Origin of the sequence: Bradyrhizobium cosmicum (genome assembly GCF_032290525.1) — a bacterium.
Lineage (GTDB): Bacteria > Pseudomonadota > Alphaproteobacteria > Rhizobiales > Xanthobacteraceae > Bradyrhizobium > Bradyrhizobium cosmicum_A.
The window spans coordinates 66,092-89,332 of sequence record NZ_JASXTA010000011.1 but is presented as its reverse complement, the minus strand read 5'-3'; the positions used below and the strand labels follow the sequence as shown (position 1 = coordinate 89,332).

Here is a 23,241-nt window from a genome sequence, read left to right as displayed (position 1 = left end):
ATCAAGTTCGGATCGGGCCCGATCCGGGTGGAAATACCGCTCCAGGCCGGGATGCGCGCTCGGAGCGGGACATTGACGGACCCCGGTCACTGATCTACCCGGGGCCCATGCGTGTTTTCGTCACTGGCGCGAGTGGTTTTCTGGGTTCCTATCTCGTTGCGGACCTCCTGAAACGGGGGCACGAGGTGGCAGTCCTGTTGAGGCCGGACAGCGCTTCCTGGCGTCTCGAGGAGGCCTACGACCGCCTGCATGTGATTCCGGGCGTCCTGGAGCATCTGGGCGGGCTGCGCGGGCCTGTCGGGGCCTTTGCGCCGGAGGCGGTCGTGCACATGGCCTGGCGCGGCGTCGCAGGCAGCGACCGCAACAGCCCGGTTCAGGCGGCTAATGTCGCTGATGCGGTCGCGCTTGCCGAACTCGCTGCCGAAGCCGGTGCCAGGATCTTCGTCGGCGCCGGATCGCAGGCCGAATACGGCCCCCATGATCGCGCGATCCGCGAGGATGACATCCCGCGACCGACCACGCTCTACGGCATGGCCAAGCTCGCGGCCGGATCGATGGCGATGCGCCTGTGCGAGGAGCGGGGGCTGCGCGCGGCATGGCTGCGGATCTTCTCGACCTATGGGCCGAAAGATGCGGACTACTGGCTGATTCCAAGCATGATCCGGAACCTGCGTTCCGGACACCACATGGCGCTGACCGCTTGCGAGCAGCGCTGGGGATTTTTGCACGCGCGCGATGCGGCCGCTGCCTTCGGGCTCGCGGTCACCCATGACGCTGCGCACGGGATTTTCAATGTAGGCAGCCCGGAGGCGCCGCCGCTGCGCGAGACGGTGACGCGGTTGCGCGATCTCGTCGACCCCGGCGCGGCGCTGGGCTTCGGTGAGTTGGCGTACCGTCCCGATCAGGTTATGATCCTGGCTGCGGACGTTTCGCGCATGCTCGCGTTGGGCTGGAAGCCCGAAGTGCCGTTGGATGAAGGACTACGCGAGACGGTAAACTGGCATGACGCGACCAAATCTCCCTGAGCCGATAGAGTTCGCGCGGCGCATTCGCGCGCACGCGCTGCGGATGGTGCATGCCGCCAAGGCCTCGCATATCGGCGGCTGCCTCTCAATGGCGGACATCCTGGCGGTGCTGTACACGCGAATCCTGCGCCTCGATCCCGCAGAGCCGCAAGCCGCAAACCGCGATCGCTTCGTGCTCAGCAAGGGCCACGCCACGGCGATCATGTACGCCACACTTGCCGAATGCGGTTTCTTCTCGCTCGCCGAGCTCGACACCTATTGCCGCGACGGATCGATTCTGACCGGGCACGTCAGCCATGCCGTTCCCGGCGTCGAGGTCTCGACCGGCTCGCTCGGCCATGGTCTGCCGATCGCGATCGGCATGGCGCTGGCCGCGCGAACGGCAAGCGCCGGCAGCCGCGTGTTCTGCCTGCTCAGCGACGGCGAATGCGACGAGGGCTCCAACTGGGAGGGCATCCTGTTCGCGCCCCATCACAAGCTCGACAATCTCTGCGTCATCGTCGACTTCAACAAGATCCAGAGCTTCGGCTCTGTCGCCGAGGTGCTGAACCTCGATCCGTTTGCGGAGAAGTGGAAGGCGTTCGGCTGGCATGTCGAGGAGATCGACGGCCATGATGTCGTCGCGCTGGAGCGCGTGCTGGGCGCCGTGCCGGCACCATCGGGCCGGCCGACCGTGGTGATCGCCCACACCGTGAAGGGCAAGGGCGTGAGCTTCATGGAGAACAAGCTCGAATGGCACTACCGCTCGCCCTCGGATGAGCTGCTCGCGCAGGCGCTGGCGGAGGTTGGCGCATGAGGACGACGTTCATCGAGACCCTGTCGCAGGCGGCGAGCGAGAATCCTGATCTCTGGCTGCTCTGCGGCGATCTCGGCTATTCCGTGCTGGAGCCCTTTGCCGCGAAATTCCCCGAGCGCTATCTCAATGTCGGTGTCGCCGAGCAGAACATGGCGGGCATTGCCGCCGGCATCGCGCTGTCGGGCAAGACGGTCTTCATCTATTCGATCGGCAACTTCCCGACCTTGCGTTGCCTCGAGCAGCTCCGCAACGACGTCTGCTACCACGGCGCCGACGTCAAGGTCGTCGCGGTGGGCGCCGGCTATGCCTATGGCAGCCAGGGCTACACCCATCATGCGCTGGAAGACGCTGGCATCATGTCGATGCTGCCGGGCATCGAGGTGTTCGTGCCATGTGATCCCGCAGAGGTGCGCGCCGCGACGCGCCTGATCGCCGCAAGCGGCAAGCCGTCCTATCTGCGGCTCAGCCGGCAGGGTGAGCCGAATCTCGGCGCCGTCGTGACCGACCCGCGCAAGCTGCGGACTTTGCGGAGGGGACGGGACGTCGTCATCCTCGCATCAGGACCGATCGCTTCACGGGCGCTGGAGGCGGCCGGCGAGCTTGCCGGGCGGGGCCGGGACGTCGGTGTGGTCAGCGTCTCCTGCCTGAAGCCGCTCGACGAGGCCGCGATCCGCGATGCGGTGCGCGACGCGTCGCTCATCGTGACGCTCGAGGAGCATATTTTGCGCGGCGGTTTGTTCAGCTTGGTGGCCGGCGCGTTCGCCGGCGATGCGAAGCGCGTGCCAGTGACAGGCATAGGCATTCCCGAGCAGGGCGGCAAAACGTCGAGCGCAGGATCGCGCGAGGCATTGCTCGATGCCGCCGGCCTGTCGGTGCCCGCGATCGTTGCGCGAATCGAGCAGTCGCTGGCGAAGCGCTGAGGCGGCTCCTCACGCGCCAGGGGGCGACGGTGGATCGAAATTGACGCGCTCGCGCTCGAACACCACGGGCTTCTCGCGCACCTGGCCGTAGATCGCGAGCACATATTCGCCGATCATGCCCATGAAGAATAGCTGCACGCCGCCGAAGAAGAACATGGCAACGATCAGCGTGAGGACGCCCGGCTCGGCAAGCTTCTGATAGAGCACGAGGCCGATGATGAAGTTGACGATCGCGTATCCGATGCTCACGGCCGAGATCAGAAAGCCGGCAAACAGCCCAAAGCGCACCGGCGCGGTCGTGAAGGACACCAGCCCGTTGAGACCCTGATCGATCAGCGCGCCGGCCCGGTTCTTCGAAAACCCTTTCTTGCGCTCGCGCCAGGTGTAGGGCACGCCGACCATGCGACCGCCGCACTCGAACGTCATCATCCGCATGAACGGATAGGCGTCACGGACGTGGCGCATCGCTTCGACGACGCGCCTGTCGACGAGCTGGAAATCGCCGACACCGGGAGGCACCTTCAACTCCGAAAATCTGGTCAGCACGCGATAATACGCGTCGCGGAGCCCGCGCATCAGACGGCTTTCTTCCCGGACGGCACGGATGCCGTAGACGATCTCGTTGCCGGCCTCCCACAACTTGACGAATTGGGGAAGCAGTTCCGGCGGGTCCTGAAGGTCTGCCGGCATGAACAGGAGAACGGCGTCGCCAGTGCTCGCCATCACCCCGTTATACGTGTTGCGCAGCGGTCCGAAATTGCGCGCATTGACGATGATCTTCACCGCGGAATCCTGTGCGGCGATCTCGCGCAGGATCTCCATAGTGCGGTCGTCAGAGGCGTTGTCGCAGAAGATGTGCTCGCGCTGATAACCCTTAAGGTCGTTGTCGAAGATCTGTCGGATCGCCTCGTAGCAATCCCGCACGTTCAGCTCTTCGTTGTAGCATGGCGTAATGACGCTGATTGTTTTCACAATCGTATCCCTCAACGAATGACGGGCTAGAGCAGGTCTCCCGGACGGCAGACGGGAGCTTCTAGGAATGTGTATGCCGCATGCCAGTTTGCTACCGCAATGCCAAGTGCGAATCAAACGGGCAGGCTTCTGTTCCCAGGAACAGGGTGTCCGAGACCTCCTGATTTTGGCAATCCGAAATTCAGGATATTGTCGACAACGGCGGGGCAGCCTGATAGCTGACGATCTCCATCAGGGGCCCCAAGCTGCTACAGCAAAAGATGTCAGCCTCAATTCGACAATTCGTAATCTTGGCGCTGCGGCGTGCCCTCGGCCGCGAGGACCTGCGGTCTTACGTCCGGCTTCGTAGGCTTGCCCTTGAAAAGAGGCTCTTCAAGGATCCTATCTCGGCTCCCGAACTGCGCTCGGCCTTCGAGAGGCTGGGAATCAAGGCCGGTGCCACCGTGTGGGTTCAGTCGTCCTGGAATGAATTTTACAATTTCCCGGGCAAGCCGTCGTCAGTGATCGATTTGCTTCTCGACCTGATCGGTTCCGAAGGCACGCTGGTCATGTCCGCGATTCCCCTCGTAGTCGACGATCACAAGATTCTGGAAATCCATCGGGAGCCTGTGTCCACGGGCCTGATCGCCGAGACATTCAGGCGCTACCGCGGCGTCAAACGCAGCATTCATAATTCGTCCTCGGTGATCGCATTGGGGCCGCAGGCAGAGTATCTCGTAAAGGACCACCAGACCACGGAAACGCCGTGGGATCCCGAATCCCCCTATCAAAGGCTGATGGAGGTCGATGCCATCTGTGTCGGACTGGGGGTCGGCAGGTTTCTAGCAACGCTGACGCCCCTGCACGCGGTCGAAAGCATCCTTCGCCACGAGAATCCGGATTTCGCAGGGGTATTTCACGGCTCGACGACGTATCGATGGCGTACTCGAGAGGGAGAAGAAGGAACGCATACATATCTCAACCGGAACGGTGCTTTCGACGCGGCGTGGCTTGGCCGGCATTATCCCCGCGACCAGTATATCGAATTCCGGCTGTCGAACTTGTGGATGTGGTCAATTCCGGCGCGTGACGCGATCATGACGGGCGTTTCCCTTGGTCGGTGTGGTATCAGCATGTACCGCATGCCTTGGTACAGGCGCTTTCTGGCATGATGCTATTGCCTTGAAATCAAAAGGGAAAACTCCGGTTGAAGCGGCGCGGACCGGAGTATATGAAGGCGTTTCTCAACCTCGAAGGGCTTGATCAGTGGATAAGCAGGCAGACCTCATTGGCCGATTGCAGGCGATTTTCCGGGAGGAGCTCGATCTCCCGAATTTGCAGATTTCGCCGCAGTCCACCCCGGACGACGTGGACGGATGGGATAGCCTTGCGACGATTCGCATCGTCGCTGCGGTCGAAAGGGAGTTCGATCGCGAGTTCGAAGCCGCGCAGATCGAGAGCATTCGCTCGGTAAGCGACTTGATCTCGATGATCGCCGCGTGACGTTGGCCAGTCCTTCCCAGTACGAGCGAGCCTGCCGTGATCAAGCCGATGATGAGGTGGTTGCCACAGCCCACGGCAAGTGACGTGGAGCTCAGCCGCAGCCTCGGCGGAAGCAGTGTCGCCGATCTGGTTCGCCTCGCCCAATACGAATGGGATACTGGCGGCCTGCGGCGGCTCGCAACGGGTCTCTCCGGAATTCAGGACACGGGGGGACAGAACGGCCTGCAAGCTGTCCGCGTGCTGCTGCTGTCGAATTCGACCGCACGGCATCTGAAGGAGACGCTGATCGGCACCGGGCTCCGGCATGGTTTGCATGTCGAGGTCATGATCTCGGAATACGAAGATCCCGAGGTTTTGCTGGAACGCGATAAAGACGGCATCGCTACGTTCGGTCCGGATATCGTCGTTCTTGCTATGGATGTACGTGGCTTGGGCCTGCGTCCTGCGACCGGCAATCCAGAGGCCGCTGCCGCAACCGCGGACCGGACGCTCCAGCGTCTGCGCGCCATCCGCCGGAGTATCGGTTCGTCGCTCAACAAGCCCGTCATCTTTCAGACATTGACGCCGGATCCCGCGCACGTCAGGCTGCATGTGGACCGGTTGATACCGGGCTCGCACGCCGACCTTGTCGGCCGGGTCAATGCAGGATTGTCCGAGTACGTGAGATCCAGCGGCGACCTGTTGCTGGACGTCGCGATGCTGTCCGAGAGGATTGGCCAGGACGATTGGCACTCCGCGCGGCACTGGGCCTTGGCCAAGTATCCGTTCGCGCCCGAGAATGCGCCGCTCTATGCGGAGCATCTGGTCAGGCTGGTGGCGCTGAAGTTCGGTAAGTCGCGCCGGGTTCTCGTGCTCGATCTCGACAACACCATGTGGGGCGGGATCGTCGGCGACGACGGCAAGGAGAACCTGCTGCTCGGCCCTGGAAGTCCGGTTGGGGAAGCGCACTGCGCGCTCCAGGCCATGGCGAAGGAATTGCGCGACCGCGGCATCGTGCTCTGCGTCTCCTCCAAGAACGAGGAGAGCGTTGCCTTGGATGCGTTCCGCACGCATCCGGAGATGGTGTTGGCCGAAGAGGACATCGCCGTCTTCCAGATCAACTGGACCGACAAGGCAGCCAATCTGCAGGCGCTGTCCGAAATTCTGAGCCTCGGTCTCGATAGCTTCGTCTTTCTGGACGACAATCCGGCGGAACGCGCCCAAATCCGCTTTGCCCTGCCTCAAGTCGCGGTACCTGAAGTCCCCAAGGATGTGACGGAGTGGATTCCGGTCTTCCAGTCCGCCTGCTACTTCGAGGCCACGGGATTCACGGCAGAGGATCGTGACCGGGCCGCCTACTATCGGGCCGATGCCCGGCGGACGGCGCAACTGAAGTCGTTCGCGCGGCAGGAGGACTATCTCCAGTCGCTCGACATGGAATTGCAGGTCAATCCGTTCGATGCGATCGGGCGCAAGCGGATCGCGCAATTGATCTCGAAGTCTAACCAGTTCAACCTGACGACCAGACGCTATTCGGAGGCTGACGTGGCGTCGGCCGAGGCCGATCCGCGCCTTATCACCATGCAGATGCGCCTCAGCGACACCTTTGGCGACAACGGCATGATTGGCGTCGTGATCGCGGATATCGGCACGGATGCGATCGAGATCGATACATGGCTGATGTCGTGCCGCGTCCTTGGACGCGGCGTTCCCGAGGCGACGTTGGACTTGCTCGTTGCTCGCGCACGGAATCTGGGCAAGGGATTCGTGCGTGGCATCTACATCCCGACCAAGAAGAACATGATGGTGGCGGATCACTACCGCAACCTGGGATTCAAATTGACCGGTGAGCGTCCCGGTGGCGAGACCGCCTGGGAACTCGCCGTGAACGCCTATCAGGACAAGAAGCCGCCCATCCGCATCCGCGATGCTGCTGGCGCGCATTGAGGGAGACAGAGTTTTGAGCACGGCATCAAGCCTGATCGATGAACAGCGTTTTCCGCACCTAGCTGCACTGATGCGGTGCCAGTATGAAAGGACGCCGGCGCATCGTGGCTATCTCGAGACGAGGTTCTCGCACGCCTCGGCCGAAGATTTCACGACGCTCGAGGAGCTCGCCAGTCAGATTCGCCAGATCGCTGGTCCGCGCCTTGGCGAAATTTGCGACGGTTACGATTTCATCTGCAAGATCGTGCGCGAGGAAGAGATCTTCTTCCGGCGGAAAGGGCGATACAGGCTCCAGACTTTCGAGGAGGCCAATCGTCTGGTCTACAGCAATACCGAATATATGGGCCGGTACATGGACGGCCTGCTCCTGACCCAGATCTACTGGTCGAACCACACGGCTTGCTACCAGTTCTATCGCAACGTGTTCCTGAAGCAGGCGCCAGCCGGTTACGACTATCTGGAAATCGGTCCGGGACACGGATTGCTGCTCTATCAGGCCCTCAAGGATGAAAGATCGAGGAGTGTGAAGGGCTGGGACGTCAGCAAGGCGAGCATCGGCCAGACCTGGGATGCGCTGACGGTCATGGGCATGTCGGGCAAGAAGCCCGAACTCGTTCTGCAGGATTTGTATGCTGTCCCGGACGACAGCGAGAAGTTCGATTGCCTCACCTTCTCGGAGGTTCTCGAGCATCTGGAAGATCCGAAGGGCGCTCTGGTCAAGTTGCGGTCGCTCCTCAAGCCGACTGGCCGGCTGTTCGTGAACGTTCCGATCAACAGCCCCGCGCCGGATCATCTTTATCTGCTGCGTTCGCCGGAAGAAGCGGTCGAAGCGGTCCGTGTGGCCGGCTTCGAGATTGAACGCGCGGAATTCTTCCCGATGACCAACCACACGATGGAGCAGGCGCGGAAGCACAAGCTGACGATCTCGGCCTGCATCATTGCAAGACCGAACTGATGTCGTCTCCCGCGCGCCCAGAGCTGATCTTCGACCATGTCGGCCTGGTCGTGCGGGATCTCAAATCTGGGTTGGGAAATGTCTGCTCCCTGCTGCCGATCGTCTCGGCGACGCAGGTCTATGACGACGAGGTACTTGGAGTCTCGGTCCAGTTCCTGCGTGACGCGAGCGGTGTGATCTTTGAGCTCATCGCGCCGCTCGGAGACAATTCTCCGGTCGCAAAGATCGCGGCGTCGGGCAGGGGCGTGATCAATCAGATCGCTTATCGGGTCAAGAACCTGGTTGACGCAGCGGAATACTTCCGCGCGCAGCGTGCCATACCGACGGGCCCGGCGAAGCCTGCGATCGCCTTCGACGGCGCTTCCGTGCAGTTTTTTCTCACCCGGGACTCCGTGGTGGTCGAACTGATCGAGGGCGAGGGGGCTTCGCGCGAATTCCTCCCGATCTAGCCGATGCGGCCGGGATTGCTGCGGGCTGCTTCGAATGCCCGCCGCACGCAGGACAAGACCGCAGGGCCGATCTCTTTAGCGTCGAACTCGCCGGCAAATCCAAACAGCGGTTGGAAGCCTTTCACCTCGTATCCGCCTTCGGGAACCTGCGCGCTGGTGGGAAGATAACCGCAGAGTGATCCCAGATAGCCCGCGTACAGGCGCAGGCATTGCGGCGGCTCGGGCACGGCCTCGGCGATCTCGGCCTCCCATTCGACTGACGGTTCCGCCGAGATGGCGACGATCTCGAGCGCATCATCGAAGCACAGGACCTGCGCGCAGAGGGGTTTTGGCGGCGCAGTGCCGCGAAAAAAGGTGCTCAGCGGGACGCTGGCCGAACCGGTCCGCAACCCGCGCGGCATGAACGTCTTCGTCGCGGGCTGTTGCGCAATGGCGTCCAGCTCGCTCGCGAGGCTGTCGCTCCAGCGGCGCCAGTCCTCCGCCGATACGGGCGGAAAGAGATCTCCGACCAGCGCAATCCGCGCCCACCGCCGCAAGCGCTCTCGAAGCGGCACCGGCCGCGGGGCCGGCACGATGTGCGGTCTGATATTCCCGCAGAATCCGGGAATGAACAGGCACGGAACGGCTCCAAGCCTACGGCGAAGCCGTTCGCGTACCTTGCCGGGAAAGTCGGCGCTGATCGCGTCGGTCGGGACAACCGCCGTCGGGTGACAGGCGTAATGCCAGATCACCGCGAGGGGCCGATCTTCGCGCGAGCCTCGTATGAGCAGCACCGTCGCCCGCTCGTCCTTCGGCCCTTTGGGGTTCGGCGAGAAGGCGGTGCTCGTGAGGCTGAACCCATACATCCTGCTGATCGTCGGGAATGGCCAGCGACGTCGGCGGTTGATCGAGTGCCGGAGCTGCCCTTCGAAGATTTCGAATACCACCTCGACGGGCTCCTGCCCCTGGACTTGTCCGACAAGATCGTCGACGGCGTCGCCAAGGTCCGTGACAAATCGCTCATCTGGAATCCCAAGACGGGCTGAGGCCTTGTCGGTCGCCGGAGCGCCGTGCGTATGAGAGGCCTGCAGGACGATCTCGTCCTGGCCGAAGCCGCGCTTCTCGAGCTTGGCGTGGATGATGTCCTGAAGCTCCGAGCCGACCTGCAGCAGGTCGAACGAGATAAGCAGTATCCGGCGTCCAAGGCTCTCGAACAGCACCGCTCCGACTTCGATGGAGTCGAGAATGTCGGCGCAGGGATTGGTCCTAGACGGATAACCCGCAAGCCAGACCGGGCGGTCGCGCGGCGTTATGTCTCGATGGCCCGCTCGCGCTGTGATGTTCGACAACGTTCAGCCCTCTCCATGGCGCGGATGTCACTAGCCAATTTTTGCGCCAGCGTCCAACCCGGAACCGGTCTCTCGTCGCTTGTGCGCGGACGAGCGGAATACTAAGGCTTAGTCCGCGATGGAACAGCGGAGCGGAATAGAGATGGGCCAGATGTGCCGCTTCCGGCCGATCGAATCACCTCGCCTGTGCCTGACATGACGAAATCGGGCTCAAATCGCGGTCGCCGAATCCTGGGCGGATGGTCGGCGAATTCGATGATCGTCCTGCTCGCGCTGACGCAGCAGATTGTTCTTATTCCGTTCTTTCTGGGTTATCTCGGACATGAAACGCTCTCGGCGTGGCTTACGATTTTCGCCGCCGGGAGCTTGGTGCAGGCCGCCGATCCCGGCCTCCACGCCTGGACCTTGAATCGTTTTCTGTCGTTCAGGTCGCGGGCGGATACCAACCGTCGTACGCGCAGCTACTTCGCGGGCGTCCTGTTGCTCTTCATCGGAGTCGTCGCGGGGCTGGTCTCGGTCATCGGCATCCTGCTGCTGCTGCTGAAGCCGGCCGACGTCCTCGGCTTTCGCAACGAACCGGGATTCAATCTAGCGTTCGCGGTCGTGACGCTCGGCCTTGCAACCACGCTGCCGGTGAACCTTGCCAGCTCGCTGTTCCGCGCCCGCGGCCTGTATGGCCGCGTCGTCACCGTGCAGGCGTGGGGAACGGGGCTTGGTCAGGTCGCGCAGGTGATTGCGGTCTTCCTGACGGGCAACCTGCTGATGGTGGCACTGGCATTCGTTGCCGGGCAGGTCGGCTTCTCCGCGTTCATCCTGTTCTCGGATCTGAAACGGCACTTTCCGTTCCTCAGCATGACCCCGCGACGCGTCTCATGGCGATGGACCAGGGCGCAATTCGCGGGCGCGTTTCCGTTCGGGGTGATGAATTTCGCCGAAGTCGGAATGTCGTATCTTTCGGTCCTGCTCGTGGGAGCCCTGGTCTCCGATCGGGCCGCGATCGCGCAATGGGTCCTGACCAGGACCGTTGCAAACTTCTTGCGCGTGCTTTGCTATCAATTCTCACTGCCCATCGCCGCTGAACTCGGCCACGACCATGCCGTCGGCGCGCGCGAGAGCCTGCGGGCCCTTTATGCGAAGGGCCTTTTCATCGTGACCTTTACGGTCAGCCTGATCACGGGCGGCCTGTTGTCGTTCTGGCGCGAGTTCTTCGAGCTTTGGACCTCGGGCGCGATTCCATATGATGCGACGCTGGCGGTCGTGTTGATCGGCGGCACGTGTCTCGTCACGCCGGCAACGTTCGCCATGAGCTATGCAAGCTACAGCGACAGAGGCACGCTGCTGCTGTGGACCAAGTCGCTGCAGATCGCGATCTTCTTCGGTCTGGCGGCGTTCCTGATTCCGACTCTTGGTCCGCTGGGGGCTGCGATCAGTCTCACCTCCGCAGATGCCGTGGCGCAGCTTGGCATCCTGTTCTCACTGCTGCTGGTCCAGACGCTGCAGCATTCCTTTCGACACGCCGTGCTTCTGTTCGGAATGATGCTGGCCGTCGTGGCGACCGGACTGACGATGGGCATGGTGGCGCGCTACGCGGTGCCCGGAACCGGATTCATCGATCTGGTCCTGCAATGCAGTGTCTGGATGGCCGGGATGGCGCTGATCGTCTCGCCGTTGGGGAGAAGCGGCATACGGAACAGGCTTATTGTGAGCATTCCGCACTGAGCGCCGTCAGCGTGGCATCAGCGCCAGGCGATGCTTCAGCCGCTCCATCTGCCGTGCGAATTGCTGCCGCGCGAGCTCGGTTTCGCCAGCGAGCTCTTGCAGCCGTCGTTGACCTGCTTCGCGCAGACGCTGGGTGGTCCCGTCCGACCGCAAGTTGATGATAGCGTTGGCCAGCGAGTCCGGATCGTCATAGTCGAACAGGATCGCGGCGTCGCCCGCTTGCGCCTGGAACGCCTCGGCATAGATGACGGGCGTTCCGACCGCCCAGGCTTCGAGCGGAGGCAGGTTGGTCGGGCCGAAATAACTTGGCATGACAAGGGCTGCCGCGCCCCGGTAAAGCGCGGCAAGCTCCGAGGATCCCACAAAACCCAGGATCGAGACCTGACCGGCGAGCCCGAAGGCGGCGATCGCGGCATCGATTTTCTCGCGGCCGCTGCGATTGGATCCGCACAGCACCAGCCGCTCGGTGCGGCCCTGCTCGCGCAGCTTGGCGAGCGCCGCCAGCAGGGTGAAGTGATTCTTGTGGAGCCAGAATTGGGCCGGGTAGAACAGATAACCGCGTTCGAGCTGATACTTCTCCAGCACCGCGTCGTCGCAATCATTCGCGCCTTCGGCCGGCGAAGTGACGTAGACCGAAGGTGAGAACGGGATCGAGATCATGCGCGATCTGTCGACGGCATAGCGTCGCGACAAATCCTCGACCAGCTCGGGGGAGTTGACCAGCACCAGCACCGCCTTCGTGCTGCCTAACCCGAACACGACCTCGCGGCGTTCGAACTCTCCGAATGCACGGACCTCGGGGAATTCCGGCGCATCGCGATGGCAGCCGTCGAAGATCGTAATGATGAAGGGAAGCTGATAGAGCAGCAGATGCCGCTTCGATGTCGAGGTAAAGTGCACGACGTCGATGCCGTCACGGACCAGGGCGCGCTCGAACGGAGACTTCAACTCCAGCCCGAACTGCACGAGGTCGAACGGCCTGCAATATTTGAGAAAGAGGAAGGCGTGATCGAGGACGCCGAACTTCAAGAGGCGCGCCTCGATACCGAATTCCTTCAGGATCTGCTGGGTCTTCGGATAGGGCGAGTAGACGACGACTTCATTGTTGGACTTGGCCGCCCAGTCGCGAAGCCAGAGGACGTCGTTCAGCGGCTGCTGAAATCCGCCGCCGACTTCGAGGGCTTGCTCCAGCATGACGGCCAGTCGCATCGGTCTCACGGCGCCAGTCTCTTTCTGGCGATCGAATAGGCCGCCCAGGTCTTCGAGTTCGGCGCACCATCGGAGTACCAGGCGTAGTTGCCGTCCGGCTGAAATCCGCAGGCCTTGAGCGAAGATTCCACCTCGAACGGAAACCAGTAGCGCATGCGATGCGTTTCGTCGACGCGCCGGATCGTGGAACGATCAGTGTCCTCACAGAACAGGGTGTAATTCACGAAGACCGTGGCGTTCGCCTCATCATGGTCCGATTGCGCAATCCGGGTCAGCCGTAACGGCTTGCGCTCGATCACCTTGACGCGGGTCTCGACGCCCTGCGCCAGCACTGCGCCGCCATACCAGTAGTCGAAGAGAAAGACCCCGCCCGGCTTGAGCGCCGCGTGGGCGGTTCGGAAAAGTGCCTCGAGGCTAGCGGGATCGCGCTGGTAGCTCGCCACGTGAAACAGCGACACGACCGCATCGAAGTTGCGCTCCGGGCCGATCTCGCAGGCATCACCCTGGCGGAAGGGCACGGGCAATCCGGACCGGGCGGCGCTGGACTTGGCCTTGGCCACCATCTCTTCGCTCAGATCGATGCCGGCGACATTCCAGCCGCGCCGGGCAAATTCGATCGCATGCAGGCCCGTTCCGCATCCGAGATCCAGGATTCCGCCCGGGGTCACGGCATGGTCGCGCAGGCGCCGCTCGACGAAATCCACTTCGGACGCATAATCCTTGTCTTGGTACAGGAGATCGTACCAGGGGGCATAGTCCGCAAACACGGTCACGCCAAAATCTCCTTCAACGCGTCCGCCGACCGGGCGATCTCATCCTCCGTCAGCGCCAGTCCGCTAGGCAGATAGAAGCCGCGGCGAGCGATGTTCTCGGCGATCGGATGGGACTCCTCAAGCATAAATCCCATGCGGCGCAAGACGGGCTGCTCGTGCATGCACCAGAAGAACGGCCGCGTGCCGATGCCCTTCTCGCCCAGACGCCGCATCGCCTCCTTGGCGTCGAACGGAATATCGTCGTCGAGGACAATGGCGTAGACCCAATAGATGTTGTCCGCATAATTGGTACGGGCAACGGGGCGACGGATGCCGGCCACGCCCTCGAGATGCCCGTCGTACAGCCTGCCCAGCCTGCGCTTGAGTTCGACCGTGCGCGGCAGCTGCTCGATCTGCGCGACGCCGAGCGCGGCCTGCAGATTGGTCATGCGCGCGTTCCAGCCGAGCTCTTCGTGAATGAAGCGCTGCTGCGGCTGGAAGCAAAGATTGCGCAGGCTTTGCAGCCTGTCGGCCAGCGCGTCGTCGTCGGTGAGGATCATGCCGCCTTCACCGGTGGTGACGTGCTTGTTCGGATAAAAGCTGAAAGTTGATACATCGCCGAAGCTGCCGCAGGGCGCGCCGCGATAGGTCTGGCCGTGCATCTCGGCGGCGTCCTCGACGACCTTTAAGTTGTGCTTGCGGGCGAGCGTCAGGATTGCTTCGAGATCGACCGGCAGGCCGTAGATGTGGACCAGCATGATGGCGCGGGTGCGCGGCGTGAGCGCAGCTTCCACACCTTCGACGGTCATGTTCCAGGTCGACGGATCACAGTCGACCCCAACAGGGACAAGGCCGGCGCGGACCACGGCGGCGGCGCAACTGATGATCGTAAAGGTCGGGATGATGACTTCATCGCCGCGGTTGAGCCCGAGCGCATGGACTGCGATGTCGAGCGCGACAGAGCCGTTAGTCACGGCGACGCCATGGCGGCGGCCTGCGACCCGGGCCATCTCCTGCTCGAAGCGCTTGATGAATGGACCTTCCGAGGAAATCCAGCCGGTACGGACGCACTCGGCCAGATACTCAGCCTCGTTGCCGTCCAGCAGCGGTGTATTGACGGGAATGAAGCCGGTCACAGGCCCAGGCCCTTGATCCGAATTTGCGACGCGTTGACCTCGTCGAATCTGGTCTTGTCGTTCTCACCGGAGTAGGGGCCCTGCTTGACCTCGAACATCTCGACCGGCTCGAGCACATGAAAGCCATGTGCGCCGCTGCACAGCAGAATGATGTCGCCGGCACACAACACGCGGCTCTCGAGATAGTCTTCGTCCACGGTGTAGAAGTCGACCTGGAGCTTTCCCTTCTGGATCAGGAGGACTTCCTGCGTGTAATGCACCTCGCGCGTCACCTTGTTGTGGCGATGCGGCGCGATGCTCTTACCCTCTGGATGGCTCATGAATGCGAGCTGCTGCGACAGTTCCGGCGTCGAGAAAAAGTGGATACCCGCCTCGCGAAACGAAGCACGCACGATGATTGCATAGAGCTGATCGCCGAATCGGACGTGTTCGACGTGTTCCATCTGTCGTTTCCAGAATACGATTATATTACAACGCGCTAGCGTTCATGCGGCCGACTTTGGCCATTTTCCCCCAAATCGTCAAGGGTAACGCCTGGCTTTTCGGATTTTACCGCGACTACTGAATGAAGCGGAGAATCTCCTCGACGCGACCGCGAAAGGTGTGCTTCGCCAGCGTCTGCTTCTGCCCGTTTGCGGCGATCTCCACGCGTTTCTCATTGTCGCCGAGATAGTGCGCGATTGCCGCGGAGCATTCCTCACGCGACCGCCAGACCGCGACGTCGCGATCGGGCTCGAAGAGAGTGTGCAGATTCCGCTTGGAATCTGTCAGCAGAAAAGAGCCGACGCCGGTGGCTTCGAACAGCCGCATGTTGCCGGCTTCCTCCCCGGCGATGTCGATGTGGGAATTCAGGCTGACTCGCGATCGCCTCAGGACATCGTACATTTCGGAGCCCCAGACTTCGCCCTGGAAGCATCGTCGAAGCGCAGACGTCGAAGGGAGCGAACTCGGAATGTTACCCCATAGCTTGAGATCGTGGCGCTCTGCGACGAACTCCAGGAGCGCGATCCGGTCCCGGTGATCTTCCGATACCGACCCCACGAACGAGACGTCGACGTCGGGTGCGGGCGCCGCAGACAGCGCGTCCAGGACGGCCGGTTCGAACGCAAGGTGGCAGACCTCCGCACGAACGCCGGCCGCCCTAAACGCCCCGACGACCCGCGGCAGTTGCGAGAGCATCAGATCGTAGGCGTTCCAGTCCTCTCCCTTTGTCGGCTCGATGCCGACCTGTCCAATCACGACGCGTACCCCCAGATCCCGCATGCGTCGCACCAGTCCCGTGCTGATGTAGAAGACATCCTGATTGAGGATGAGGTCCGGCTTGAAGTCCTCGATCTGGGCGAGCAGGACGCGCTCGGCCTGCTCGCTCAAACGCGGGCTCAATCCCAGACGGCGGGCTAATGGCCGCAGTGCCGGTTTTAGCGGTGCGATCGTGCGTTGGAGCCATCCCGGCAAGCGCTGCTTCTTGCTGGCGCCGAAGCTGGCTTCCGTGCCGAGCGTCATACCGTGCTCGCGCGCCCAAGCCGATTGCAGCGATAGATTGTTGACGTGGATATCGGCGGCCTGGTGGCCCAATGCCGTGAAATTGCGCGAATAGAAGTCGGCGACGCCGAACAGGCTCGCGTTTCGGGCTGCCATCTGCTGGGCATAGCCGGCCCGGTCGAGCCCGGGGTGGCGACCATAAAACCACGCTAGGAATCGAGGGTAATCGGCGTTCAGGACGAGCGTGCGCATCGAACTCAGGTCCTTATGAAGGCCGCGGCGCCGGAACCTGTATCCGCGGCATGATGTACCAAAGCAGAAACAGGACGGCAGCGCCGTTCGTAACCATCATGACAGAAAGCGGCACATTGAGGAAATTCTGTATCACCATCCCGCTCGACAGGATGACGAAGCGCGGCGGAAGCCCCTCGGATACCTGATTTCCGATCGAAAGGATGAGACCGGCGAGAAGCGCGCTTAGCGGCGCCAGCGTGCTGCCGACTGACGCGATCCCTTCGGTTGCAAGCAAGGATGCGTTGAGATTGCCCACCGGATAATTCTTCGCAATGATAAGTGCGAGTTGCTCGCTGTCAGGACAAGTGCTCAGGCGCTTGATGACTGAGATCTGGCAGAAATGCGTGAGTTCGTGCCGCGAGAAGAAATCGTTGTAAACGTCGAGCGCGATCGACGGGTATGCGACCATCCGGAAGTTGATCGTCCCGAAGTAGTCCAGGTAGAGCGGCCGAGGGATCGGGCCGTGCTCGGACAGAATCGTCACGACGATTCCGAGCGCGACCGGCCCGAGCAGGGATACAATGACTGCAGCCCTTGCTTCGAGGTGGCTCGAGATGAACCAGAGGAAGCAGAGCCAGCCCGGTGCAAACAGGGCCGTCTTTGCGAGGGTGATCGGGTAGAAGGCGACGAGGAGAAGCAGTATTGCCATCGCTGCGAGGGGGGCCCGCATCTCGATGCAGCACGCAAAGGCGAATGGCAGCAGGGCGCCTAAGGTCATTCCAATTGCATATTGAAGGACGATCGGAAACCTTAATTCGTCGCGGAATTGATAGATGTCCGCGAGTCCCACCAGTTTGAAGTTGAAGAAGACGCCTATGGCGATGATGGCCAGGCTTGCGGCGGCAATCGCCGCGATGAGCCGGCGTAGGCCTTTCACCGAGACCGTATGCGTCGAATTGAGAGGCCATTTGGGAAACACGGTGGGGACCAGAAATGCTATAGCAGAGATTATTGCTGAAATAGCCGGCAGCGTGTGGTCGTATGGCAATTCCGAAAAAGGTATGAGGCAAACATAGCCAAGGATCATAGTGAAGAGATAGAATGACAGCAGATAGCCAAAGCTGAATCTTGTGAAGGCCATGACGGATGCCAGCGCGGCGACCGGAAGCGCAAGGAGCATTGCTTCGCCAATGTGCGAGGCGCTCCAGGTGAAAAGATGGAGATATCCATACAGCTGCAGGACCATCGCGAGCGACACGCCGCAGACGAGCGTATGAAGCGCAAGAAGTGCAAGTATCAATGGCGTCCCTGGCGAAGTCTTGAAATGATCAGAAAACTGCATTGTCCTGGCTCTGGGGAGGTATCGGTCCGGCGTTTTGCAGTGCGGCGGCCGGTGTCAGGTACCAAAGTAGAAAAAGAACGGCAGTACCATTGGTCACCAGCGCGATGGTGAAAGGCACATTCAGGAAAATATGTAGCTGCAATCCGCCCGACACCAGCACGAAGCGTTCAGGGAGTTCCGCGGATGCCCGGTTCGCGATGCTGATCGCAAGTCCGCATATGAAGGCCGTAACGGGCGCGAACATAGGGCCAATCGACGCGATACCTTCCGTCGCAAACAGCGACGCATTGAAAAATCCGACATGATAGCTCTTCTGCATGTAGGCGGAAAGATGTTCAGTATAGGGGCACGATACGAACGGCTTGATCAGGCCGATCTGGCAAAAGAGCGTCAGTTCGTGGGTCGAGAAGAAATCATTGTAGAAGTCGAGCGCACTGGCCGGCATTCCGATCATTCGAAAATTGACCGTGCCGAAATAGACCAGGAACGGGTACTCCGCCAAGAGACCAAGATTATACGCCAGCACCAGCAGCAATCCGACCGACACCGGCAGCAACAGTGAGAGCATGACCGCTGTTCGCGTCTCGAAATAGATCGACAAGAGCGTGAGGAACAGCAGCCACCCCGGCGCGAGCAGCGCGAGTTTCGTCAGCGTGACCGGATAGAACAGCCCAAGGAGCACCAGGCAGAGCGCTGCAAGGGCATACCTCTTCAGCTGATAGAAGCTCGCATATGCAAAAGGCAATAGGGCTCCGCAGACGATACCGATGGCGTAGAGAAGAGGCTTGGGAAATACGAGCTGCTCCCGAAACTGATAGATGTCGAGTGGACTGACGAGCTGCCGGTTGAAGGTCGCGCCGATGGCTAGAACAACGATCGAGATGGCCAGAATGGCGTACAGCAGCTTGTGGAATTTCTTTGTCGTCAATGTCAATCGGCAGGGAAAAGGCGGGAGCTTCAGGAATAGAGCGGGGATGAGAAACGCGGCCCCGGAAATGAAGGCCGAGATTGCTGATAGGCGGTGATCGTAGTGAAACGTCGAGAATTCGACAAGCCAGAGATAGCCCAGAACGAGCGTGAAGAGATAAAAGCCGAGCGCATAACCGAAACTGAAGCGCCGTCTTACGAAGATGACTGAGAGCAGGGCAAATGGACTGGCTATGGCCGCTGCGGTCAGAATGCGAGGAAGACTGTTCTCGGCCAAGGGCAACAGGCGCCGATAGTACTCACCTACGAAAATCAGGGAGACCCAGGAGGTCAGGACGTGACAAACGAGGAGGGTGGCCAGCCGGAATCGAAGGCGAGGCAGCGACGTCACTGAAACATCCGCGCTTTTCATTGGTGAGGTGCATCCTGCGAAGTATCGCGCGCTCCGTATCATGGAAGGTGCGGCGTGGCCACTGAGGGCAAGCCAGTTGTCGGTCGCCAACCCTGAGTTCCCGCTCCGGTTATCGAAGCCCGGCTAGGCACTTGGCAGCCTCGCTGCCGTGCCGACGACGGCAGCCCAAAGTCTGCCCAGGCTCGTTCTGCATGGGGGCTGACAATTCAGGAGAAGCGCATTGTTGGCTTGATTCATAACGGAATTTTCGAATATAGGCTTTGACTTCGGAGCGCGGTCAGGACGAATATCTCGTGCGGCAGTGCCAAGGTGAGGATGACCTGAATGATCAGATTTGGCCTGCTCGGTTGCGGACGTATCTCAAAGCGTCACTCGGAACTGTTGGGGAATGGTCAAATCGAGGGTGCCCGCCTTGTTGCGGTCTGCGATAAACTCGGGGCGCGTGCGGACGCTGTCGCGACGAAGTTCTCAGTTTCCGCCTACGACGATCTCGACGACATGCTCGCGCGCAAGGACATCGACGCTGTTGCCGTTCTGACGCCGAGCGGCATGCATCCGCAGCACGCGATCGCGTGCGCGCGCGCTGGAAAGCACGTCGTCGTCGAGAAGCCAATGGCGCTTCGGTTACAGGACGCCGACGACATGATCCGCGCCTGCGACGAGGCCGGCGTGAAGCTGTTTGTCGTCAAGCAGAACCGTTTCAACGTTCCGGTCGTCAAGGCGCGCGAGGCGCTGGACGCCGGCAGGTTTGGCCGGCTCGTCCTCGGCACCGTGCGGGTGCGCTGGTGCCGGGACCAGGCCTATTACGATCAGGACGCCTGGCGCGGCACCTGGGGCTATGACGGCGGCGTGCTCACGAATCAGGCCAGCCACCACATCGACATGCTGGAGTGGTTCTTCGGGGACGTGGTGAGCGTACATGCGAAGGCAACGACGGCCCTGGTGAAGGTCGAGACCGAAGACACCGCGGTGGCGACGCTGAAATTCCGCAACGGCGCGCTCGGTATCATCGAGGCGACCACGGCAGTTCGCCCGAAGGACCTCGAGGGTTCGCTGTCGATTCTCGGCGAGAAGGGAACCGTGGAGATCGCGGGCTTCGCGGTCAACCAGATCAGGCACTGGAATTTCGTCGACGAGCTGCCGAGCGACAAGGTCGTTATGGAGAAGTTCTCGGTCAATCCGCCTAACGTCTACGGATTCGGCCACCAGGCTTACTACCAGCACGTCGTGGACTGCCTGTTGCATCAGCGCGCGGCGCTGGTCGACGGCCTTCAGGGCCGCAAGAGCCTTGAACTAATCTCCGCCCTCTATGAGTCGATCGAGACGGGACAGGAAGTTGCGCTGCGCTTCGAGCCGCGGCGGAGCAAGCTCGGTGTGATCTCGTGAGCGGTAGACCGCAAGTGCACCAGGTCGCCGTGCGCGATGTCAAGTTCGGCGAGCGCGTCAAACTGGTCGAACCGTGCAATCTCTATGGTTGCGAGATCGCGGATGACTGCTTCGTTGGCCCCTTCACAGAGATACAAGCCGGCGCAATCGTCGGTGCGCGGACCCGCGTGCAGTCGCATGCCTTTATTTGCGAACTGGTGTCGATCGGAGAGGACTGCTTCATCGGCCATGGCGTGATGTTCATCAACGACACCTTTTCGACCGGCGGGCCCGCACGGGGCCGCCGCGAATTGTGGCGTGCGACAAGGGTCGGCAACCGGGTTTCGATCGGTTCGAACGCCACCATCATGCCGGTATCCATCGCCGATGACGTCGTGATCGGGGCGGGCTCAGTGGTCACGAAGGACATCGTGGAACGGGGCACCTACGCTGGGAATCCCGCCCGCCGCCTCAAGGGCAAGACCTAGGGAATAGCATTCATGCCGGTACCTTATGCGGATCTCGGGCTCCAGTATCAGTCGATCAAGGATGAAATCGACCGTGCGATTGCCGCGGTCATTCGCGACAGCGCGTTCATCCGCGGCCCGTATGTCGACGCCTTCGAACGGGAGTTCGCGGACGCCGCGAGGGTCAAGCACTGCGTTTCCTGTGCGAACGGCACCGATGCGCTCTACCTCGCGATGGCGGCGCTCAAGGTCAAGCCAGGCGACGAGGTCATCACGACCGCGCATTCCTGGATATCGACGTCCGCGATGATCACCCAAGCGGGCGCGACAGTCGTGTTCTGCGATACCGACGGCGAGACGTTTACGATCGACCCCGCGGCAATCGAAGCCGCGATCACGCCGCGCACCGTCGGCATCATCCCTGTGCATCTCTACGGCCAGCCGGCAGACATGGACGCGATCATGGCGATCGCGCGCAAGCACGGCCTCTGGGTTGTCGAGGACTGCGCCCAGGCGCATCTTGCGCAATATAAGGGTCAGGCGGTCGGGACCTTCGGAGCGGCCGCGACCTACTCGTTCTATCCGGGCAAGAATCTGGGGGCGTTCGGCGATGCCGGCGCGGTCGTGACCGGGGATGCCGGGCTTGCCGAGCACATGACCATGCTGGCCCGTCACGGCGGTCTCGTGAAGCACAAGCATCTGATCGAGGGCATCAACAGCCGGCTGGACGGGATGCAGGCGGCGATCCTGTCGGCCAAGCTGAAGCACCTGAAGGCCTGGACCAAGGCGCGTCAGGACGCTGCGGCGGTCTATGATGCCGGCCTCAATCAACTCGATGGCGTGGAGGTGCCCCGTGTCGCGCCTGACCGCACCCACGTCTACCATCTCTACACGATCAAGCATAAGCGGCGTGACGCTCTCGCGGCATATCTGGGCGAGAACGGGGTGCAGACGGCGATCAACTACCCGACGGCCCTGCCGCTGCTGCCCGCCTATTCGCGATTTGCGCATCGCACCGAACAGTTTCCGAGAGCGTTTGAAGATCAGAACAAGATCCTCTCGCTTCCGATGTTTGCGGAAATCACGCGCGAGCAGCAGGATGAAGTCATTCGGCTGATCAGGAATTTCTAGCCGCCATCCTCGCCCAAGCGTCGTACGATGTTCCGGTAGCGCAGCGTCGAGGCTTGCTCGCTGTATTTCAGCGCGGCGACCGCGGCCTGCCGGCCTTTTTCTAGCGTCGCCTCGCGATTGGACGCGGCCTCGGTTATCGCTTGCGCGAGGCTCGCGGGATCCTCCGGAGGCACGACCCAGCCGATGTTTTCCTCCGCGACCGCAAGTCCGGCTTCCGAATTCGGTTCCGTTCCGACGATGACCGCCCGCCCGACGGCAAGAAAGTTGTAGAGGCGGCTTGGAATTGAAACACCTGCGACGTTGCGCCGGTAGGGAATGGCCCAGGCGTCCGCCGCCGCCAGGAATTCGGCAAGCTGTTCCTCGGGCACGGGATCCAGCAAGGTGACGTTCTCCAGATTCTCCGAAGCCTGAAGGGTCTTCAACTCGGTCCAGCCGACGCCCCAGCCGGACAGAACGAAGTGTATGTTCTGCTCACGTCGCAAGAGCCGTGCGGCTTCGAACACGGTGCGAGGTGCATGCGTGAAGCCGAGATTGCCGCAGAGGCCGACGACGAACTTTGCCGGGTGGGGCTTCCTGAAGCTGCCGTCATCGACGGGTTCGCGGAATGCAATCGGCAGCAGCGTCCAGTTGGGTACGAAATGAATGTTCTCTGCGCGGACGCGCGGATAGCGCAGCAGCAGCGGGGGCACGTCACGGCCGATGACGAAGATCGCGTCGAGGGATCCGAAGAGCCAGCCATTGGCGAGACGCAAGACGCGCGTGACGAGCGAAGTCTGCCGGGCGATTCCTGCGGCCACCAGAGCTTCCGGATAGAGGTCGTAGATCAGGAGCGCCGTCTTGGCGCGGCGCAGCCTTGCGGCGAGCGTGATCGTGTAGGGCAGGGTGAAGGGGCTCGTGACCGACATGACGACGTCGCCCGGCCGCGCGCGCTTGTAGACGGTCCAGAACAGCCGCATTGCCAGCGCCGAACTTGCGATGACGCGTCTTGTGAGCGCATGCTTGGGTGGTCTCCAGTTCGTGATCTCGATGACCTCGGGTGCGCTGTTGCCGGTCGCTGCCGGCCTCGCGGTGCCCGGTGTTCCCGACAGCACGACCGTCTTCACGTCCAGGGCGATCGCATTTGCGATCGCGCCGAGATAGGTCGCAGTCGTACTCGAATCGGGCGGATAGTACTCCGTCGCGAGAATGAAGCTGGGAGCTTTCTCCACGACG

General features: G+C 61.7%; 22 protein-coding genes. 12 read left to right on the top strand and 10 right to left on the bottom strand.

All coding sequences use genetic code 11. The features are described 5' to 3' along the window. Positions 1–107 precede the first annotated feature (107 nt). Genes QSV46_RS20585 through QSV46_RS20575 form a run of 3 tightly spaced genes read left to right on the top strand, consistent with a single transcriptional unit; the run spans position 108 to position 2,741 of the window. Positions 108–1,025, top strand: coding sequence for an NAD(P)-dependent oxidoreductase (locus QSV46_RS20585; protein WP_314955501.1), 918 nt, complete (start codon positions 108–110; stop codon positions 1,023–1,025). Further along, entirely contained in the window at positions 1,003–1,821 is an 819-nt protein-coding gene (locus QSV46_RS20580) for a transketolase (RefSeq protein ID WP_314955498.1), read from the top strand. The genes QSV46_RS20585 and QSV46_RS20580 overlap by 23 nt, the downstream gene beginning before the upstream one ends. Then, complete coding sequence (locus QSV46_RS20575) at positions 1,818–2,741, top strand: transketolase family protein (protein WP_314955495.1); 924 nt, start codon at positions 1,818–1,820, stop codon at positions 2,739–2,741. Before QSV46_RS20580 ends, QSV46_RS20575 begins: the two co-directional genes overlap by 4 nt. Positions 2,742–2,750: 9 nt before the next feature. Here QSV46_RS20575 and QSV46_RS20570 read toward each other — a convergent pair whose 3' ends face one another. Continuing rightward, positions 2,751–3,713, bottom strand: coding sequence for a glycosyltransferase family 2 protein (locus QSV46_RS20570; protein ID WP_314955493.1), 963 nt, complete (start codon positions 3,711–3,713; stop codon positions 2,751–2,753). A 290-nt stretch (positions 3,714–4,003) separates the two neighbouring features. Here QSV46_RS20570 and QSV46_RS20565 point away from each other — a divergent pair, with 290 nt between their 5' ends. The 5 genes from QSV46_RS20565 (at position 4,004) to QSV46_RS20545 (ending at position 8,525) form a co-directional block, all read left to right on the top strand. Next, positions 4,004–4,864 carry an AAC(3) family N-acetyltransferase gene (locus tag QSV46_RS20565; protein ID WP_314955491.1) on the top strand — a complete coding sequence of 287 codons (861 nt, stop codon included), beginning with the start codon at positions 4,004–4,006 and terminating at the stop codon, positions 4,862–4,864. Positions 4,865–4,958: 94 nt separating this feature from the next. After that, on the top strand, positions 4,959–5,195 hold the full coding sequence (locus tag QSV46_RS20560; RefSeq protein WP_314955488.1) for an acyl carrier protein: 237 nt from the start codon (positions 4,959–4,961) through the stop codon (positions 5,193–5,195). Positions 5,196–5,279: 84 nt separating this feature from the next. Next, positions 5,280–7,121 carry an HAD-IIIC family phosphatase gene (locus QSV46_RS20555; protein WP_314955485.1) on the top strand — a complete coding sequence of 614 codons (1,842 nt, stop codon included), beginning with the start codon at positions 5,280–5,282 and terminating at the stop codon, positions 7,119–7,121. A 13-nt stretch (positions 7,122–7,134) separates the two neighbouring features. Continuing rightward, positions 7,135–8,076, top strand: a complete 942-nt coding sequence (locus tag QSV46_RS20550) for a class I SAM-dependent methyltransferase (protein WP_314955483.1) — start codon at positions 7,135–7,137, stop codon at positions 8,074–8,076. Next, a complete protein-coding gene (locus QSV46_RS20545) occupies positions 8,076–8,525 on the top strand; it encodes a VOC family protein (protein WP_314955479.1) in 450 nt (149 codons plus the stop codon). Before QSV46_RS20550 ends, QSV46_RS20545 begins: the two co-directional genes overlap by 1 nt. Here the strand turns inward: QSV46_RS20545 and QSV46_RS20540 are convergent. Continuing rightward, positions 8,522–9,724: a hypothetical protein gene (locus tag QSV46_RS20540; RefSeq protein WP_314955476.1), complete on the bottom strand. Its 1,203-nt coding sequence runs from the start codon at positions 9,722–9,724 to the stop codon at positions 8,522–8,524. The two genes, QSV46_RS20545 and QSV46_RS20540, sit on opposite strands and share 4 nt — an antisense overlap. 384 nt (positions 9,725–10,108) lie before the next feature. On the opposite strand from QSV46_RS20540, the gene QSV46_RS20535 reads away from it, so the two are divergent. Then, positions 10,109–11,572, top strand: a complete 1,464-nt coding sequence (locus tag QSV46_RS20535; RefSeq protein ID WP_314955473.1) for a hypothetical protein — start codon at positions 10,109–10,111, stop codon at positions 11,570–11,572. A gap of 6 nt (positions 11,573–11,578) precedes the next feature. Here QSV46_RS20535 and QSV46_RS20530 read toward each other — a convergent pair whose 3' ends face one another. From QSV46_RS20530 to QSV46_RS20500, 7 genes are all read right to left on the bottom strand, one after another. Next, on the bottom strand, positions 11,579–12,766 hold the full coding sequence (locus QSV46_RS20530; RefSeq protein ID WP_314955470.1) for a glycosyltransferase family 1 protein: 1,188 nt from the start codon (positions 12,764–12,766) through the stop codon (positions 11,579–11,581). Between the two features lie 20 nt (positions 12,767–12,786). Next, positions 12,787–13,485, bottom strand: a complete 699-nt coding sequence (locus tag QSV46_RS20525; protein ID WP_314955468.1) for a class I SAM-dependent methyltransferase — start codon at positions 13,483–13,485, stop codon at positions 12,787–12,789. Between the two features lie 65 nt (positions 13,486–13,550). Then, positions 13,551–14,669, bottom strand: a complete 1,119-nt coding sequence (locus QSV46_RS20520; RefSeq protein WP_314955465.1) for a DegT/DnrJ/EryC1/StrS family aminotransferase — start codon at positions 14,667–14,669, stop codon at positions 13,551–13,553. Then, complete coding sequence (locus tag QSV46_RS20515; RefSeq protein WP_314955463.1) at positions 14,666–15,112, bottom strand: hypothetical protein; 447 nt, start codon at positions 15,110–15,112, stop codon at positions 14,666–14,668. The genes QSV46_RS20520 and QSV46_RS20515 overlap by 4 nt, the downstream gene beginning before the upstream one ends. Positions 15,113–15,227: 115 nt before the next feature. Further along, positions 15,228–16,403: a glycosyltransferase gene (locus QSV46_RS20510; protein ID WP_314955460.1), complete on the bottom strand. Its 1,176-nt coding sequence runs from the start codon at positions 16,401–16,403 to the stop codon at positions 15,228–15,230. Between the two features lie 13 nt (positions 16,404–16,416). After that, on the bottom strand, positions 16,417–17,727 hold the full coding sequence (locus tag QSV46_RS20505; RefSeq protein ID WP_314955457.1) for a hypothetical protein: 1,311 nt from the start codon (positions 17,725–17,727) through the stop codon (positions 16,417–16,419). Beyond that, positions 17,714–19,066 carry a hypothetical protein gene (locus QSV46_RS20500; RefSeq protein WP_314955454.1) on the bottom strand — a complete coding sequence of 451 codons (1,353 nt, stop codon included), beginning with the start codon at positions 19,064–19,066 and terminating at the stop codon, positions 17,714–17,716. Before QSV46_RS20500 ends, QSV46_RS20505 begins: the two co-directional genes overlap by 14 nt. A gap of 324 nt (positions 19,067–19,390) precedes the next feature. Here QSV46_RS20500 and QSV46_RS20495 point away from each other — a divergent pair, with 324 nt between their 5' ends. From QSV46_RS20495 to QSV46_RS20485, 3 genes are read left to right on the top strand one after another with little or no spacing between them, the layout of a single operon-like run. Continuing rightward, on the top strand, positions 19,391–20,452 hold the full coding sequence (locus QSV46_RS20495; RefSeq protein WP_314955451.1) for a Gfo/Idh/MocA family oxidoreductase: 1,062 nt from the start codon (positions 19,391–19,393) through the stop codon (positions 20,450–20,452). Next, positions 20,449–20,919, top strand: a complete 471-nt coding sequence (locus QSV46_RS20490; protein WP_314955448.1) for an acyltransferase — start codon at positions 20,449–20,451, stop codon at positions 20,917–20,919. Before QSV46_RS20495 ends, QSV46_RS20490 begins: the two co-directional genes overlap by 4 nt. 12 nt (positions 20,920–20,931) lie before the next feature. After that, positions 20,932–22,029: a DegT/DnrJ/EryC1/StrS family aminotransferase gene (locus QSV46_RS20485; RefSeq protein WP_314955445.1), complete on the top strand. Its 1,098-nt coding sequence runs from the start codon at positions 20,932–20,934 to the stop codon at positions 22,027–22,029. On the opposite strand, the gene QSV46_RS20480 is transcribed toward QSV46_RS20485, so the two are convergent. Then, complete coding sequence (locus QSV46_RS20480) at positions 22,026–23,237, bottom strand: glycosyltransferase family 4 protein (protein WP_314955442.1); 1,212 nt, start codon at positions 23,235–23,237, stop codon at positions 22,026–22,028. The two genes, QSV46_RS20485 and QSV46_RS20480, sit on opposite strands and share 4 nt — an antisense overlap. Positions 23,238–23,241: the final 4 nt, after the last annotated feature.